Genomic DNA, 15,810 nt, shown 5'->3' on the forward strand with positions numbered 1-15,810 from the left:
TTTGAGATTTGCTTTTTCCGCCAAACCCTCCGATCAAGCGATCTTTGATCGCGTTGATCGGAGGGTTCACTCGCTTTTTTCTCGAAGCCACGTCGTGCCACCGTCTTATTTTGATATCTGATTAGCGCCACATATTCTTTTACCGTCGGTAATCGCCCGCGCGATTCTACTAAGCGCAGCGCCGTTTAAGTGTCAGGACGGATCGTTTCGTTGAGGCGTGGATCTAGGTTTAGCGACAACGGCGACAATGGCGACAACCCATGCAGGCCGGGCCTGGAGCGTGGCGACACTAGTGGCGACAGTCGCCACTTTCTGAGCGCTTTGTTCGTGACTCTTGACCGCCTTTTCGAGTAGGTATAAAAATTGGCGCACGGATCGCTGTAGTTGACAGCACCTGCCCAGGTAGCCTGAACCTTCAAGGCTACGCCACTTGCGTGGTGGTTCTCCCCAAGTGCGATTAGCGTCCGGCGGCTCGCACAGTCACAGCGATGTGATGGATGCCTACTCGACTGATCTGTCCACTGCGGCAGACGATGGACGTTCCTCGCTGCGCTGCAGCAACCTCACCTCTTGGCACACTTCGCTGCTCCAGACCTCGCCCGTCTCTTTCTCCAGGAAAGAGACGGGCGCTCGTACCATTGCTGCAAGCCACGTCGTACAGGACATTGCCGCAACTCTCCCCGTGACAATCGGCCTGACAAAACCGATTCGTCGCCATCCGCAACAGCACAGGCACCGGTGCCGCAGCCAATGGACAGGCCGCACCTGACTCACAGTCAGGCATGCCCCGGGTGTCGATGTTGTTGCCTTCTCCCCCCCAGGATTTCCAGGTGCCGAACTCGTCAGTCGGCACAGCCTCCACCCGCCCGTATCTTCGGATACGTCTAAGGAGGCCAGATTCATGGGGTCATGCCCTTGCTCCCGGTCGTAAGGAGCCGTTCGTTCCGCGTCAGTGAACACCTCACAGGCCGCAGGGGCCTTGATCCCTGATAACACTCAACAGCCGTGGCGGGAGTACGTGAGGACATCCAGCAATCACCGAGGAGAGGGCCCATGCAGCAGTTAGATCCGAAGCTTGAACTACCACGACCACCTCGACCGTTGATTGAGTCGAACCCCGTGCCCCAGCCTTATCCCGTGCAGGCACTGGGTGGGATTCTTGGGCCTGCGGTTGAGCGCATGGCCGAGGTCATCGGCGTGCCCCAAGCACTGGCCGCGCAATCGGTGTTGGCGGCCTCGGCCCTGGCGACTCAAGGTCATGCGGGCTTACAATTCGACGGGAGAAACTATCCTCTGTCGTTGTACTTGATCACGGTGGCTGCCTCCGGTGATCGCAAGACCGCGGCAGACCGATCCGCACTGCTGCCAGCGCGCCAATGGGAGCGTGAACAGTGGCAACACTATCGTGAACAGCTCTCCCGGTACCGTGCCGCACAGCGACAAGCGCAGCGTATCAATCCTACCGATCCGGCCCCCACAAACAGCGTACCGCTCGAAGCGGAGCCTTCGGCCCCTCGGCTGATCACCACAGACCCGACGATCGAGGCCCTGATCAAGGGGCTCTGCCATGACTTGCCGAGCATGGGGCTGTTCTGTGACGAGGGCGGACAATTCCTTGGCAGCAGCACCATGAGTCGGGACAACCGTTTGAAAGCGGTCACGACCTTGTCGTCACTCTGGGACGGTAGCCCGATTGATCGTGCTCGCTCTATGGCAGGCGAAAGCCTGCGAGCATATGACCGACGCCTGAGCCTGCACCTGATGCTGCAGCCGTATTTGGCCATGCAGTTACTCAGTGACCCGTTGCTGCAGGGGCAAGGCATTCTAGGGCGCTGCTTGATGACTTGGCCCTCCAGTCTAGCCGGGCAACGTAGCTACCAGGCTGTCGACTTGTCCAAAGACGCCGCCCTCAAGCGCTATCATCACCGCCTTTCGGCTCTGTTTTATCAGCCTTGGTCACTTTCCGCTGACGGAGCCTTGCAGCTGTCAAAGCTGAGCCTCAGTTCGCTGGCGCGTCGTCGCTGGATTGATTTGCATGATGCTATAGAAGCTCAGCTGGGGGAGTTTGGCGAGCTGGCCAGCGTACGGCCCAGCGGATCAAAGGCCGCCGATAACCTGCTGCGCGTCGCCGGCATTCTTGCAGTTGTGGAGGAGAGCAGCGTCGTGGAGGTCGACCATATCCAACGTGCCTCCGCTTTAGTCGGCTACTACCTCACCGAGATCCAGCGCCTGACTGAGCAGGAGCCAGTGTGTCGAGTAAAAGAGGAGGCAGACCGGCTGCTGCGATGGCTACAGGTCAAAGATTGGAAGCGTTTCAGTATTCGTGAATTGAATCGCAACGGTCCCCGCTTTGCCCGCAAGAGCAGTCGTCATGCCGCCAAGCTGCTGGTCGAGTTGATTGATCATCAGTGGTTGATCACCGATGGCCACACCTTCGAGGTGCGCCATGTTTAATCTTGATGAAGCGCTGCGCAACCATCTGGCTCAGCGTCAAAAGGAGCCCAAAGCGCGATTTGTCGCCGCTACTGTCGCCACTTTGTCGCCACGCTCAAAACCAGGCAGGACAAGGGTTGTCGCCGCTGTCGCCAGTGTCGCCACCACCCATAAAGCTATCGCCTCTACGACAGCCATTATTCAGTGGTTGAAAGAGGAGGGTGCGCATCTTTACGTCACCGACAACACGCTGTGTTTTCGCCCGACTGATTGGGCTCAGTTCGCGATTGTAAGTGCGCACTGGCGAGCCCTTTTGCATGATCTCGCGGCAGTCGATCAGGAACAGAAAAATGGCTCGGGTCGGTAAGCGAGCGGGGCGTAATTTCGGTTTCGGTCGCCAGCTTAGCTATGCTGGACCGCAAGCACTGAAAGACCTGTTTGGCGACGGTCATTTTGCTACCGTCAAAGCCCATAGTGATCGCTGGCAGGCGTTCGTGAATTGGTGTCGATCCGATGAAGGACCGAGGGTCAACGACGCGCGCCAGATAGACCGCGAGATCCTCATGCGGTACGCCGTCCACGTGCGGGAGCAGGTTGATCAGGGCAACGTCGGCATCGCTACCGCGCAGAACCGACTGTCCAGCGTGAACCGAACGATGGCTGCGCTGCGCGGTGATCAATACGTCAAAATCCCGAGTCCAAGTAAGGCGCTTGGCTTGCAGCGCTCAAGCGTGCGTAGTGAGGCGCCACAAGGCCAAGAACGTGTGCAGGTCAGGCTGATTGCGCAAGCGCTGTCAGAGCGACAGCAACTGAGGGTGAGTGCCATCGTGCTCCTCGCTCGGGAGACCGGCATGCGCCTGCGTGAAGCGATCTTGGCGGACTTGCCCCGGCTGCAACGTGAGGCTCGGCAACTGGGCAAGATCAATATCCAGGACGGCACCAAAGGTGGTCGATCAGGAGCATCGGCACCGCGTTGGATTGCGGTCACGGATCAAGTTCGTGGCGCCCTCGACAGGGCCAGCGAGGCCTCACCCAAGGGCAGTCGGAACTTGTTAACACCTGATGAAAGCTACAAAGATTTCTTACAGACAATCGTGCGACCGGCGCGGGACATCATGCATGAGCATGGATTGAAAGGCTTTCATGAGCTGCGGGCGGCTTACGCCTGTGAGCGCTATGAACAACTGACCGGCTTCTCCGCGCCCGTCAATGGCGGTCGTGGTCAACGAGAGGATCGAGCACTCGATCAGCGTGCACGTCAGCAGATCAGCCACGAGTTGGGGCATAACCGCATCGACGTGGTGAGTGCCTACATCGGAGGTCGTCTATGAAGTCCGAGTTCGATATGGCGTTGTTTCTGAGTCCCGTGCTCAAAGGTGCGCATGCCACGCGGCAGCGGCATATCAGGCAGGCAGAAAGGATGCACGAGGCGATTCGTGAGCGCTGGAGTTGTGCGACCCCTTGGTCCTGGAAGGAAAAGCACACCAGGTGGTTTTTAGAGCACTACCTGCGTTGCTCAGCACCAGCGACCATCTATTACTATGAGTTAACAGCAGGGCTGATCCGTCGCAGAAAGGCGCAACTCGTGGTTGTCTGATAGATCTTTAAGCGTGAGCCCCTAAGTATGGGAATGCGGAGCCTTCCCATACTTAGGGGCTTGGCCGAAGAAGCGCAGGAATGCGGCTGATTTAGCGACAGTCGCCCTGCTGCACGGCACGAATTGTCGCCTGCTCAGCGTATCGGCACGACGTTACGGTCCCTGGTTTGATTGATGGCGGATGCCGACAGGCTGCCGGTGGCTGCCTTCTGGATATGTTCACTCCACCAGGCCATCATAGGGCGCCGGCGTTCGATGTAATCCGCCCGGTTGTAGGCGCTTCGAACTTCGTCTTTATCGACATGCGCCAGCGCGACTTCGATTAGCTCCGGATCCCATCCATGCTCATTCAGAATTGTGCTAGCCATGGAGCGCATGCCGTGGCTGACTAAGCGGTCCTGAAAGCCCATTCGTTTCAATGCCATGTTGGCTGTCTGGCTATTCGCGTGGGTGCGCGGATTTCTATCTGACGGGAACACATATTCCCTGTGGCCGCTATGGGGCTTAAGCGTCTCCAATAACGAGAGTGCATGTTCGGTCAGCGGGATTGTGTGCGGACGACGCTTTTTCATTCGCTCCGGAGGGATGGTCCAGATGCGTTTTTCGAAGTCTATGTCTTCCCATCGGGTAGTCGCCGCTTCGGCAGGGCGGGTCATAGTGTGTAGCTGCCATTCGATCAGGCAGCGGGTCGTCCGCTTGATGCTGGCGTTCGCGATTTCCATCATGAGCTCCGGAAGCTCATCTGGTGGTAGCGCTGCCATGTTCTCTTTCTTAGGTTTCTTGAACACCGCTCGAATGCCGCTGAGAGGGTTGGCAAAGATCATTCCGGAATTGACCCCGTAGGTCATGATCTCGTTAAGGCGCTGGCTCACTCGCTTAACTGTCTCGAGGCTGCCTTTGGCCTCAATCGGACGAAGGAGCTTGATGACCATTGGGGCGCTGACTTCGGAGAGAGGCGTTGATTTCATGCTCGGAAAAACATGCAGTGTGAGGGAGCGCCAAATGTCTTCGGCATACGCCGGCGTGACGGAATCCTTCTTCAGCTCGAACCAGGCGGTGGCCACGTTCTCGAAGGTGTGTTCCGTTTCCGCTCGTTTGGCTTCCTGTAGCTCATTGCGCTGAGCTTTTGGATCGATGCCCTGTGCAAGCAGCTCTCTGGCCTCAACGGTTTTCTTCCTCGCTTGCGCAAGAGAAACCTCGGGATAAGAGCCGAGTGCCATGTTGATTCGATTTTTGGTGACGGGATGCCGGTAGTTGAAATTCCACTGCATCGAGCGATTGACCCTGACTCGCAGTTGGAGCCCGTCGCCATCCGTGAGTACGTAATCCTTGTCTTTCGGTTTGACCGCCTTGAGCTGGCGGTCGGAGAGGCGGGTGGTTTGAGCGCACATGAGAAGTACTCCATGACACCTTTTGGTATTCCCAAGATTAGCGCCGGGGAGCCGGGAATACCATTGGGAATACCAAACTGCCTGGAACTCAAAAAGCCTGGAAAGCCTCCCGTGGGCCTGAAACCCCCGTATTTACTGGATTTAAGGCACAAAAAAAGACGTCCGTGGACGTCTTTAGATGTTGAAGTGGTGGAGCCGGGGGGATTTGAACCCCCGTCCGCCAGTACTCCGCTGTCGGTACTACATGCGTAGCCGTGTCTATTAAGTTAACCCTCAGCGACCCGACGGGCAGGGTGCTTTGGGCGAGTTGTGTAAGTTTTAGCCGCTTCGTCCACAACGTACTGCACGGCGATTCTGTTCTATATGACAATCACTTTGGGTTTACAGACATCCCCTAATGATTGCTGGACCCGAAGGTACCAGAAGCTCAGGTCTAAGGCTGCTTACGCAGCGATAGCGAATTCCTGGCCGTAGTTTTCGTCATTGGCAACTATAGAAGTTGCAACAGTGGATTTACGAGTTCTGTTACCAACTCGGCATGCACCTAAAGTTTCGCAACCGGCGTCGAATCCTAAACGGCCCCGAACCTGTCGCTCCATGAAGCTGGAGGAGTGGCAGGCATTTGCAGTGTACGCCAATCCGCGACTGAGGCCAACCCGAAGGTTGGCCGGACGCGACATTACTGCTGATCGCCTTTGGTGTTGTTCTGCAGTTTCTGAAGAGCTTGGGTGGTCAGCGAGATGCATTCCTTCGTGCCTTGCTCGGTACCTTTGGCCTTGGCAGCGGTGGCCTGTTGGACAGTGGCATCGATGTCAGACTTCATGCTTTCACTCATTTGCTCGCTGCTGACCTTGGCGTCCTTGATTTTTTGCAGATTTATTTGGCAAAGGTCTGCCTGGCTATCTGCAAACACCGGAGAGGCCAACATCGCAGCGGAAATGAACAAGCCAGCAAGTGCGGTGCGCTTCATGTGTATCTCCTTGAACGTATGGTCTCGGTGCCGCTGGACAGTGGCGGCCAGGCCGAGTCAGTGGATGGCCCAGCGCAGCCGGGCCTATTCAAGTGACTACAGCGACGCGCAGGAATTCGATTTTTCTTCGAGTCCCATCGCAAGGTCCTCACCGTTGACGGGCTTGGAGCGGGTGACACGGTCCACCAGATACACCAACCCGTGGTAGTCAATTGCGCCGTGTTGGGTAAGACCGATCTCACAGGTGCGGCTGGTGGAAATCCCTTCGCTGCAATGCTGTACCGCGTCCTTCAGTGAGCGCAGCGAGTGGGCGTTCAGCTCTGGCGTGGAGAAGCCCTTGTCGCCGGCGAAACCGCAACAATGGATGCCTTCCGGGATGACCACGTTTTTACTGCACTTGCGCGCCAGGTCGATCAGCGCCTGGCTTTCGCCAAGGTGCTGCGTGCTGCACGTGACGTGCACGGCGATGGGCGCCTCCTGGGGAATGAAGTCGAGCCGATCCATCAAGTGGGTACGGATGAAGCGAACCGGGTCATACAGGTCCAGGCGCACGTCGCCAAGGTCCTGGACTAGCCGCAATGTGCAGGGGCTGGTGTCACAGTAGATGGGGTCGAGCCCGCCGCGACTGGCGTGCAGCAGGGCGCCGATCAGTTCCTGGCGCTTTCGCTCGGCCTGTTCGGCGTAGCCTTTGGAGGCAAAGGGTTGGCCGCAGCAGAGGCTGTCCACATTGTCTGGAAAGACCACCTGATAACCGGCCTTTTCCAGCAGGCCGCGGGTCTTGTCGTACAGCGACATCTGCTCCTTGTCCGCTGCCGCCGGGCCCATGACCCGCGACACGCACGCCGCCAGGTACACGACTCTCGGCCGTTCGTCCGACACGGCGGGGCTGAAACGGATGGCCTTTTCCGGCTGGGGCATGGCGTTGGTCCACTGTGGGACTTGGCCTTTGGACAGCCGCGTCAACGAGGCCGACAGTTTCGCCAGGCGGGGCGCGCCCAGCAGCATGCGCGCACCGTTGGCGACGTGGAGGGCGAAGCGTGCGCCTTGCAATGTGGTGGCGAAATTTCCTTCAATCCAGTTGGCGGTTTTCGTCTTTGTTGCGTCACGGCTGCGCAGTTTTTTCACTAGCTCGCCGGTATTGATGCCTACCGGGCAACGTTGTGCACACAGGCCCGTGGCGGCGCAGGTATCGATGCCCTGGTATTGGTAGGCACGTTCCAGTTCGGTGGTGTCCGTGCCGGCGCGTTTTTTGGCTTGGATATCCCGCCAGATCACGATGCGCTGGCGCGGGCTCAAGGTCAGGTCCTTGGACGGGCACACCGGCTCGCAGAAACCGCACTCGATGCACTTATCCACAATCTCATCGGCGGCCGGCAGCGGTTTGAGGTGCTTGAGGTGGATCTGCGGGTCTTCGCTGAGCACCACGTCCGGGTTGAGGATGCCGTTGGGGTCGAGCAGGCGTTTGAGCTGCCACATCAACTGATAGGCGTCACTGCCCCATTCCAGCTCGACGAACGGCGCCATGTTTCGTCCGGTGCCGTGTTCGGCTTTCAGCGAGCCGCCGAATTCCACCGCCACCAACTGCGCCACGTCATCCATGAACGCCTGGTAGCGTGCGACTTCTTCAGGGTTGTTGAAGCCTTGGGTGAAGACAAAGTGCAGATTGCCTTCCAGCGCGTGTCCGAAAAGGATCGCTTCGTCGTAGTGATGTTTGTCGAACAACTCGATCAGGCGGTTTACGCCAATGGCCAGTTGTTCCACCGGAAAGGTCACGTCTTCGATGATCACCGTGGTCCCGGTTTTGCGCACCGCACCCACGGCCGGGAAGGTGTCTTTGCGGATCGCCCAGAGCCGGGCGTTTTCCCGTGGGTCCTCGGTAAAGTCGACCTGTTTTTCCACCGGGAAACCGGCCAGCGAGGCCATGATCCGGGCCAGTTGCTCTTGCAGTAAAGATGAAGAGGCAGCGCGGGATTCGATCAGCAAGGCGCAGGCATTGATCGACAGATGCTGTACGAAATCCGGCATTCCCGGTTTGTCCTGCACCGAGCGCAGGCTGCGGCGGTCCAGCAGCTCCACGGCCGAGACTGGCTGGCTTTTCAGCACGGTGACGGCGTTGCAGCAGGTTTCCACATCGGGGAAGACGATCAGGGCCGAGGCTTTGTTCGGATGGTCGATGACGGTGTTGTAGGTCACCGCACTGATGAAGCCGAGAGTGCCTTCGGAGCCGACCAGCAGGTGGCTCAAGATATCCACAGGCTCATCGAAGTCCACCAGGGCATTGAGTGACAGGCCGGTGGTATTTTTCAGACGATATTTGTGCCGAATTCGCGCAGCCAATTCAGTGTTGGCGCGGGTCTCGCGGCCCAGAGTCGCGAGGCGTTCCAGCAGTTCGCCATGGCTTGTACGAAAAGTCGCCACGCTGCTGTCGTCTTCGGTATCCAGGCGCGTGCCGTCGGCCAGTACCAGGCGAATGCCGGCCAGGGTGTGATAGGTGTTCTGCGCTGTGCCGCAGCACATGCCGCTGGCGTTGTTGGCGACGATGCCGCCGATTTTGCAGGCGTTGATCGACGCCGGATCTGGGCCGATCTTGCGCCCGAACGGCGCCAGCCAGGCGTTGGCCTGGGCGCCGATCACGCCGGGCTGCAAACGGATCTGCGTGCCCTGTTCACGAATCTCGCGCCCGTTCCAGTTATCCCCGAGCACAATCAGCACCGAATCGCTGATGGCTTGCCCGGACAGGCTGGTGCCGGCGGCGCGGAAGGTGACCGGGACCTGGTCGCGTTGGGCCAGTTTCAGCAAAGCAATCACTTCATCTTCGGATTCGACGCGTACCACCAGTTTCGGAATCAGCCGATAGAAACTGGCGTCGGTGCCGAAGGCCAAAGTCGACAGCGGATCGTCGAAACGGCGTTTCTGCGGGATCAGTTGTTGGACGTCGTGTAGGAAAGGGGCCGGAAGGGTCATTGGTCCTCCAGAATCAAAACCACCAGATCCTTCGGACCATGGGCGCCATAGGCCAGGACTTGCTCGATGTCGGCGGTTTTCGACGGGCCCGATACCAGCAGGGCATTGGTGGGCATGCCTTGGGCCCACTCGAATTCCTGCTGCACCTCATAGAAGTTGTCACGGATTTCGCTGGCCTTGAGCAGGGCGAAATGCACCGGTGGGACCAGGCTCATCAGTCGAGGCTCTTCCCGGGTTGGCCAGAGAATCAGGCTGCCGGTGGCGGCGATGGCGCCAAGGGTGCCGGTCAGGCTGGCGGGGGTGTCGTTGAACAACTCGGCTTTCCACTCTTCTACCGGGCGGTCGTAAGCCTTGAGGGTTGGCAGGTCCGGATTGTTCGCCCAGAATTTTGTGATTTTTTCCCCGTGCGCGGTGGTCGGGGCGATGAGCAGGCTCGGCAATTGACGGTCGCGCAGCAATTGCGCGAGCAGGGTCGGCCAGCCTTCCTCGGACGTCAGGTGGATTTCGGTGTGCACCGCCTCCATCAGCTTGCGCAATTGCGGGATACGTTCTTCGGGCGCATAGCGGTAGGTCTGCGTCACCAGCTCGACGTCGAAGTTGTCGGCAACGGGCGTGGCGCCGGTCAGACTTTTACGCAGCTTGGCGAGGATATTGTCCTTGGCGCTCATCGGCGGTCTCCCTGCTGGTTCAGGTGTTCGCGGGCCAGGTCATGCAATGAGCGGGCGGCGGGTTTGGGGGCGCTGTGGTTCTGGGTCCATGGCCCGACGTTGTTGGGCGTCAGGGCGCGCAGGCGCGTGGCGAGGAACCCGAACAGCCGATACAACCGTGGCGAACTGTTGAGTCGAGCCCAGGCGTTCCAGATGAAGCGTTCCTTGGGCGAGTATTTGCTGCCCTGGCCGCGCATCACCTGATGGGGGCTGTCCGGCGCCTTGACGTTTTCTTCCCGCAGCCGCCGCAGCAAAGCCGGGATCGGAATCTTCACCGGACACACTTCACCGCAGGCACCGCACAGCGAAGAGGCGCTCGGATGGTCCGGCACCTTGGCCAGGCCGACCATGTGCGGCGTGATGATTTTTCCGATAGGTCCCGGGTAAACCTCGCCGTAGGCATGACCGCCGATTCGGGTATAGACCGGGCAATGATTCATACAGGCGCCACAGCGGATGCAGTTCAGCGTCTGGCGCAATTCGCTATCGGCAAACGCCTGGCTGCGACCGTTGTCGAGCAGGACCAGATGGACTTCCCGGGGGCCGTCCAGTTCGTCAGGCTTGCGCGGGCCGGAGATCATGTTGACGTAGGTGGTGATCGGCTGGCCGAGGGCCGAGCGGGTCAGCAGCGACAGCAGCGGCACGACGTCGCGCAGGTTCTCGACGACTTTTTCGATGCCGGTCACGGCAATGTGCACCGGCGGCACAGTGGTGGACATCCGCCCGTTGCCTTCGTTTTCCACCAGCAGCAGCGTGCCGGTTTCAGCGACGGCGAAGTTGACGCCGGAGACGCCGATGTCGGCCTCGAAGAATTTCTGCCGCAATACCTTGCGACCGATCTGAATGAGTTGGTCAACGTCCTTGGTGTACTCCACGCCGAGTTTGTCGTGGAACAAGGACGCGACCTGACCGGCATTCTTGTGGATCGCCGGCATAATGATGTGTGAAGGCTTCTCGTGGTCGAGCTGGACGATGTATTCCCCCATGTCGGACTCAAGACATTCAATGTCCCGAGCCTCGAGGAAATGGTTCATCTCCATCTCTTCGCTGACCATCGATTTGCCCTTGATCACTTGCCGCGCCTCGTGAGCGCGGATGATCGAGAGGACGATGCCATTGGCTTCGTCCACCGTTTCCGCCCAGTGCACGTTCACACCGTTGCGGGTCAGGTTGCTTTCAAGTTGCTCGAGCAGGTCGGGCAGCTTCGATAACGCACGGGCGCGGACGGCATTGCCCAGCACACGCAGGTGTTCTCTTTCGTGGGCATCGCTGAAGGACGTTGCCCGCTTGGTCATCAGTGAATCCATCGCGCTGCGAAAGTTGTTTCGCAGTTGCGTGTCGGCCAGGGCCTTGTGGGCTCGGGCGCGAAAATCTTCCTGCACCTCAACGGTCGGAATCAGCGTCGGCGTGCTCATGCGACACCTCCGCTACGCTGCCAGAGGAAGCTCGCCAGGTGCTGGCCGCGTAACGCCTCCTGCTGTTTTTCCAGTGCGCCGTTGATGTTCATCAGGCAGCCACAATCGGCACTGATGACCTTGTGCGCGCCGGATTCCTTCAGCGCTCGGGTCTTGTCGGCCACCATCGCGCCGGAAATATCCGGCATGCGAACGCTGAACGTCCCACCAAAGCCACAGCATTCGCTTTCGTGGCTGTGGTCGACTCGTTCCACATTGCGTAACTGCGCCAACAACGCGCGGCCGTGCAGGTGGGTGTTCATTTCACGCCGTGCCGAGCAGGACGTGTGCAGCGCAACCTTCACCGGCTCACCGCTGTCGTTCAACTGCACCTTGCAGACAAACAGCAGGAATTCAGCCAGTTCATAGGTCCGGGCCGCCAGGGCCTGGACCTGTTTGAGCGTGTCGGGCTCATCCTTGAACAGGTCGGCGTAATGCTCGCGCAGCATGCCGGCGCAGGAGCCCGAAGGCACCACCACCGGATAGTCTTCGGCAAACAAGGCCAACTGCGCCCGTGCCACTGTCCGCGCCTGCTCGGTGTAGCCCGAGGTGTAGGCCGGTTGGCCGCAGCAGCTTTGCCCTTGCGGGTAGTCCACCCGGATTCCTTCGCGCTCCAGCAGATGAATCGCATCCATCCCGGCTTCGGGATAGAACAGGTCCACCACGCAAGTGCCGAACAGGTAGACCCTTTGCGGTTTCTCGCTGGGGTACTGCCGAGGCTCGGGCAATGGCGGGGCGACACGGGTCGCGTTCGGCACGGCGTTGTAAAAAAGCTCGCTCATCAGGCGTGTCTCCGGGTGGTCCCGGTTATCCGTCCGCTGAGGCTGCTGAATATAGACAGGAAATCTTTCAGCAGCCTTGCAGACCCGGTGGTGAATAGCAGACGCCGAATCACGGTTCGGCGTCGGTTTTTTCAGTATTGCGTGTAGGACTTAATGAACCAGCATGCCGGTAAACCAGTAGGCCTGGGCCAACGTGATCAGGCCGACAATCGTTGCAAAGAATAGGCTGTGTTTGAGGGTGAAACGGAACAGATCCGATTCCTTGCCCACCAGCCCGGTCGCCGCGCAGGCCACCGCGATCGATTGTGGCGAAATCATCTTGCCGGTCACGCCGCCGCTGGTGTTGGCCGCGACGAGCAAGGTGTCGTTGACGCCGAGCTGGTGCGCGGTGGTGGCTTGCAGCGAGCTGAACAGGGCATTGGACGACGTATCGGAACCGGTCAGGAACACACCCAGCCAACCCAGGAACGGCGAGAAGAACGGGAACGCCGCGCCCGTGCCGGCCAGCACCAGGGCCATGGTCGACGACATGCCCGAGTAGTTGGTGACGAACGCGAATGCCAACACCATGCCGATGGACAGGATCGGCCAGCGCAGCTCGAAAAGCGTCTCTTTAAAAGTGGTAAGACCAGTTTTGATATTGATCTTCAGCACCAGCATCGAGATCAATGCGGAGAAGAAAATCGCCGTGCCGGTGGCGGAAATCGGATCAAGCTTGAACACGGCCGGAATGGCAGTGGGGTTGATCACGATGGGCGCGACCTTGATCACCATCTGGTCCAGGTGCGGGATGGCGAAGTTGAACACCCAGCCGTACATCGAACCGCCAGCGGCGAACATCGCCTTGAACGGCTTGAGGGTCCAGATCGTCACCAATACGGTCAGGATCAGGAACGGCGACCAGGCCTTGATGATTTCCCCCAGGCTGTAGGGCGAAGCGACGGTGCTGCGCGGTTGGCCGAAACCACCGGCGCTGGCGGTGACCGTGGTGCTGGAGGTGGCGCCGGCAATCTGGGCGCCAGCGGTACGCTTGGGCTGCCAGACTTTCAGGAACAGCGTCAGGGAAATCAGGCTGGCCAGGGCGGAGGTGATGTCCGGCAGTTCCGGGCCAATGAAGTTGGAGGTGAAGTACTGGGTGATGGCGAAGCTCAGGCCTGCCACCAGTGCTGCTGGCCAGGTTTCCCGCACGCCGCGCAGGCCGTCCATCATGAACACCAGCCAGAACGGCACGAACAGCGACAGCAATGGCAGCTGGCGACCGGTCATGGCGCCGATCTTGAAGGCGTCGATCCCGGTGACCTGACCGGCCACGATGATCGGAATGCCCAACGCACCGAACGCGACCGGGGCGGTGTTGGCGATCAGGCACAGGCCGGCGGCGTACAGGGGGTTGAAGCCCAGGCCGACCAGCAGGGCGGCAGTGATCGCCACCGGGGCACCGAAACCGGCGGCACCTTCCAAAAATGCGCCGAAGCAAAAGCCGATCAACAGCACTTGCAGGCGTTGGTCATCGGTAATCGACAGCACCGAGCTGCGAATCACCTCGAACTGGCCGCTCTTGACTGTCAGTTTGTAGAGGAATACGGCCGCGACGATGATCCAGGCGATGGGCCACAGACCGTAGGCAAAACCATAGCCGGCGGCTGCGAAGGCCATGTCGGCGGGCATATTGAAAGCGAAAATCGCCACGGCAATCGCCAGGGCCAGGGTGATGCTGCCGGCCACATGCCCCTTGAGGCGAAACACCGCCAGGGCCAGGAAGAAAAATACGATGGGAATGACGGCCGCGAGTGCGGACAAGCCGAGGCTGCCGAGCGGGCTGTAGAGCTGTTGCCAGGTTTGCATAATGGGTGGGCCCCTAATTGTTGTTGGTCAGGCACTGCCAGCGGGTTTGGTTAATTGGTAATACCAATTTACAATCGCTGTTGGCTAGGGTAAAAGCCTTGGTTGTCATGTGTCAATTTGCCGCCCTGAAACTTTCGTCGAATAAGCGGTGCAGAGCGCATCTGATCCGGTTGTGCAAAACGGCTTTGATGGGTGTGGACAAGGCCCGGATGGGCCAGAATAGAGAGCCCGGCGAGCCGTCGGGATCGTGGAGAATTGAGTTATGGGGTTTGATCAGATTCGTCAGCGCCGTTTGTCTGACGATATTGTCGAGCGGCTTGAAGGCATGATCCTTGAGGGCACGCTCAAGTCTGGTGAGCGGCTGCCGGCCGAACGGACCCTGGCTGAGCAGTTCGGTGTGTCACGCCCTTCGTTGCGCGAGGCGATCCAGAAGCTGGCGGCCAAAGGCTTGTTGGTCAGTCGCCAGGGCGGCGGCAACTATGTGGTGGAGTCGCTGGGCTCGACGTTCAGTGATCCACTGCTGCAATTGTTGGAAAGCAATCCCGAAGCGCAGCGCGACTTGCTTGAGTTTCGTCACACCCTGGAAGCGTCCTGTGCTTATTACGCGGCGCAGCGGGCCACGGATGTAGACCGCGAGCGGCTGACGGCGGCATTCGACGAGCTGCAGGACTGTTACTCGCGCCACGACGAGGTGAGCCGGGCGGAGGAGGGCGCGGCGGATGCCCGGTTTCACCTGGCGATTGCCGAGGCCAGTCATAACGCGGTGTTGCTGCATACCATCCGCGGCTTGTTCGACCTGCTCAAGCGCAATGTGGTGACCAACATCGGCGGCATGTACAAGCAACGCAGTGAAACCCGCGACATGTTGATCAGCCAGCACCGGGAGTTGTACCAGGCGATCATGGGCGGGCACGCCGAACAGGCGCGGGAAGTGTCAAGCCGGCACATCTTGTATGTGCAGGAGGTTCTGGAAGAGGTGCGTCAGGAAGTGCAGCGCGTGGCGCGGGCGGAGCGGCGTAAAGGGATGTAATCGCGCCTGTGGACCCTGTGGGAGCGAGCTTGCTCGCGAAAGCGGTCTGTCTGACACATCACTGCCGGATGTGTCGACGCCATCGCGAGCAAGCTCGGTTCCCACAGTTGATCCCGGGCTAGTCTTCCTTGCCCTTGTTGCGCACCGCGCGCTGCAGCTCGCGGCCGGCATCGCGTTCGCGTTCGGTATCGCGCTTGTCGTATTCCTTCTTGCCCTTGCCCAGGGCAATCTCGCACTTGATCAAGTGCTTGCTCCAGTACAACGACGTGCAGACGCAGGTGTAACCCTTCTGCTGCACGGAGGCGAAAAGTTTTTCCAGCTCGCGCTTGTTGAGCAGCAGCTTGCGCGAGCGCGTCGGGTCGGCGATCACGTGGGTGCTGGCGGTGGTCAGTGGCGTGAAATGGCTGCCCAGCAGCCAAGCCTCGCCGTCCTTGAGCAGCACGTAGCTGTCGACCAGTTGCGCCTTGCCGGCACGCAGGCTCTTTACTTCCCAGCCGGCCAGGACCATGCCAGCCTCGAAACGTTGTTCGATGAAGTAATCGTGTCGCGCCTTTTTATTTTGCGCGATGGTCCCTGTGGGGTGTTTCTTCTGTTTAGCCATAGGGGCGGCATTATAGGCAGTTGCGTGCGTGTCGGC

General features: G+C 59.5%; 13 protein-coding genes and 1 other RNA gene. 5 read left to right on the plus strand and 9 right to left on the minus strand.

Annotated elements, in window-relative coordinates; translation table 11 throughout:
• Positions 1–1,053: 1,053 nt before the first annotated feature.
• From KI235_RS03975 to KI235_RS03990, 4 genes are read left to right on the plus strand one after another with little or no spacing between them, the layout of a single operon-like run.
• Positions 1,054–2,454 carry a YfjI family protein gene (locus KI235_RS03975; protein ID WP_212795512.1) on the plus strand — a complete coding sequence of 467 codons (1,401 nt, stop codon included), beginning with the start codon at positions 1,054–1,056 and terminating at the stop codon, positions 2,452–2,454.
• Positions 2,447–2,800 (plus strand): hypothetical protein, encoded by a 354-nt coding sequence (locus KI235_RS03980; protein WP_011332380.1) that lies wholly within the window; start codon positions 2,447–2,449, stop codon positions 2,798–2,800. Before KI235_RS03975 ends, KI235_RS03980 begins: the two co-directional genes overlap by 8 nt.
• Positions 2,784–3,764 (plus strand): integrase domain-containing protein, encoded by a 981-nt coding sequence (locus KI235_RS03985; RefSeq protein WP_212795513.1) that lies wholly within the window; start codon positions 2,784–2,786, stop codon positions 3,762–3,764. Before KI235_RS03980 ends, KI235_RS03985 begins: the two co-directional genes overlap by 17 nt.
• Positions 3,761–4,030: a hypothetical protein gene (locus KI235_RS03990; protein ID WP_093202012.1), complete on the plus strand. Its 270-nt coding sequence runs from the start codon at positions 3,761–3,763 to the stop codon at positions 4,028–4,030. Before KI235_RS03985 ends, KI235_RS03990 begins: the two co-directional genes overlap by 4 nt.
• Positions 4,031–4,164: 134 nt before the next feature.
• Here KI235_RS03990 and KI235_RS03995 read toward each other — a convergent pair whose 3' ends face one another.
• The 8 genes from KI235_RS03995 to KI235_RS04030 form a co-directional block, all read right to left on the minus strand.
• Positions 4,165–5,421, minus strand: coding sequence for an integrase domain-containing protein (locus KI235_RS03995; RefSeq protein WP_177033317.1), 1,257 nt, complete (start codon positions 5,419–5,421; stop codon positions 4,165–4,167).
• A 187-nt stretch (positions 5,422–5,608) separates the two neighbouring features.
• Positions 5,609–6,004, minus strand: a transfer-messenger RNA (tmRNA) gene (gene ssrA, locus KI235_RS04000).
• A 96-nt stretch (positions 6,005–6,100) separates the two neighbouring features.
• Positions 6,101–6,391: a hypothetical protein gene (locus KI235_RS04005; protein ID WP_003197648.1), complete on the minus strand. Its 291-nt coding sequence runs from the start codon at positions 6,389–6,391 to the stop codon at positions 6,101–6,103.
• Between the two features lie 96 nt (positions 6,392–6,487).
• Entirely contained in the window at positions 6,488–9,355 is a 2,868-nt protein-coding gene (locus KI235_RS04010) for an FAD-binding and (Fe-S)-binding domain-containing protein (RefSeq protein WP_212795514.1), read from the minus strand.
• Positions 9,352–10,023 (minus strand): lactate utilization protein, encoded by a 672-nt coding sequence (locus tag KI235_RS04015; RefSeq protein WP_027911991.1) that lies wholly within the window; start codon positions 10,021–10,023, stop codon positions 9,352–9,354. The genes KI235_RS04010 and KI235_RS04015 overlap by 4 nt, the downstream gene beginning before the upstream one ends.
• Positions 10,020–11,477: a LutB/LldF family L-lactate oxidation iron-sulfur protein gene (locus tag KI235_RS04020; protein ID WP_003197654.1), complete on the minus strand. Its 1,458-nt coding sequence runs from the start codon at positions 11,475–11,477 to the stop codon at positions 10,020–10,022. Before KI235_RS04020 ends, KI235_RS04015 begins: the two co-directional genes overlap by 4 nt.
• A complete protein-coding gene (locus KI235_RS04025) occupies positions 11,474–12,298 on the minus strand; it encodes a (Fe-S)-binding protein (protein WP_003197656.1) in 825 nt (274 codons plus the stop codon). Before KI235_RS04025 ends, KI235_RS04020 begins: the two co-directional genes overlap by 4 nt.
• Positions 12,299–12,448: 150 nt before the next feature.
• Positions 12,449–14,143: a lactate permease LctP family transporter gene (locus KI235_RS04030; RefSeq protein WP_003197659.1), complete on the minus strand. Its 1,695-nt coding sequence runs from the start codon at positions 14,141–14,143 to the stop codon at positions 12,449–12,451.
• 262 nt (positions 14,144–14,405) lie between these two features.
• On the opposite strand from KI235_RS04030, the gene KI235_RS04035 reads away from it, so the two are divergent.
• The gene (locus KI235_RS04035) at positions 14,406–15,173 is read left to right on the plus strand and encodes an FCD domain-containing protein (RefSeq protein ID WP_003197662.1); all 768 of its coding nucleotides are present in this window, start codon (positions 14,406–14,408) and stop codon (positions 15,171–15,173) included.
• Positions 15,174–15,291: 118 nt separating this feature from the next.
• On the opposite strand, the gene smpB is transcribed toward KI235_RS04035, so the two are convergent.
• The gene (gene smpB, locus KI235_RS04040) at positions 15,292–15,774 is read right to left on the minus strand and encodes an SsrA-binding protein SmpB (RefSeq protein ID WP_003197663.1); all 483 of its coding nucleotides are present in this window, start codon (positions 15,772–15,774) and stop codon (positions 15,292–15,294) included.
• Positions 15,775–15,810: the final 36 nt, after the last annotated feature.

It is taken from the genome of Pseudomonas sp. St386, from assembly GCF_018325865.1.
Lineage (GTDB): Bacteria > Pseudomonadota > Gammaproteobacteria > Pseudomonadales > Pseudomonadaceae > Aquipseudomonas > Aquipseudomonas brassicacearum.

Bases quoted from the DNA above. Each gene is read 5' to 3' on its own strand.
- smpB (WP_003197663.1), bottom strand. From the start codon at position 15,774: ATGGCTAAACAGAAGAAACACCCCACAGGGACCATCGCGCAAAATAAA.
- KI235_RS04005 (WP_003197648.1), bottom strand. From the start codon at position 6,391: ATGAAGCGCACCGCACTTGCTGGCTTGTTCATTTCCGCTGCGATGTTG.
- KI235_RS04030 (WP_003197659.1), bottom strand. From the start codon at position 14,143: ATGCAAACCTGGCAACAGCTCTACAGCCCGCTCGGCAGCCTCGGCTTG.
- KI235_RS03980 (WP_011332380.1), top strand. From the start codon at position 2,447: ATGTTTAATCTTGATGAAGCGCTGCGCAACCATCTGGCTCAGCGTCAA.
- KI235_RS03985 (WP_212795513.1), top strand. From the start codon at position 2,784: ATGGCTCGGGTCGGTAAGCGAGCGGGGCGTAATTTCGGTTTCGGTCGC.
- KI235_RS03990 (WP_093202012.1), top strand. From the start codon at position 3,761: ATGAAGTCCGAGTTCGATATGGCGTTGTTTCTGAGTCCCGTGCTCAAA.
- KI235_RS03975 (WP_212795512.1), top strand. From the start codon at position 1,054: ATGCAGCAGTTAGATCCGAAGCTTGAACTACCACGACCACCTCGACCG.
- KI235_RS04020 (WP_003197654.1), bottom strand. From the start codon at position 11,477: ATGAGCACGCCGACGCTGATTCCGACCGTTGAGGTGCAGGAAGATTTT.
- KI235_RS04010 (WP_212795514.1), bottom strand. From the start codon at position 9,355: ATGACCCTTCCGGCCCCTTTCCTACACGACGTCCAACAACTGATCCCG.
- KI235_RS04015 (WP_027911991.1), bottom strand. From the start codon at position 10,023: ATGAGCGCCAAGGACAATATCCTCGCCAAGCTGCGTAAAAGTCTGACC.
- KI235_RS04025 (WP_003197656.1), bottom strand. From the start codon at position 12,298: ATGAGCGAGCTTTTTTACAACGCCGTGCCGAACGCGACCCGTGTCGCC.
- KI235_RS03995 (WP_177033317.1), bottom strand. From the start codon at position 5,421: ATGTGCGCTCAAACCACCCGCCTCTCCGACCGCCAGCTCAAGGCGGTC.
- KI235_RS04035 (WP_003197662.1), top strand. From the start codon at position 14,406: ATGGGGTTTGATCAGATTCGTCAGCGCCGTTTGTCTGACGATATTGTC.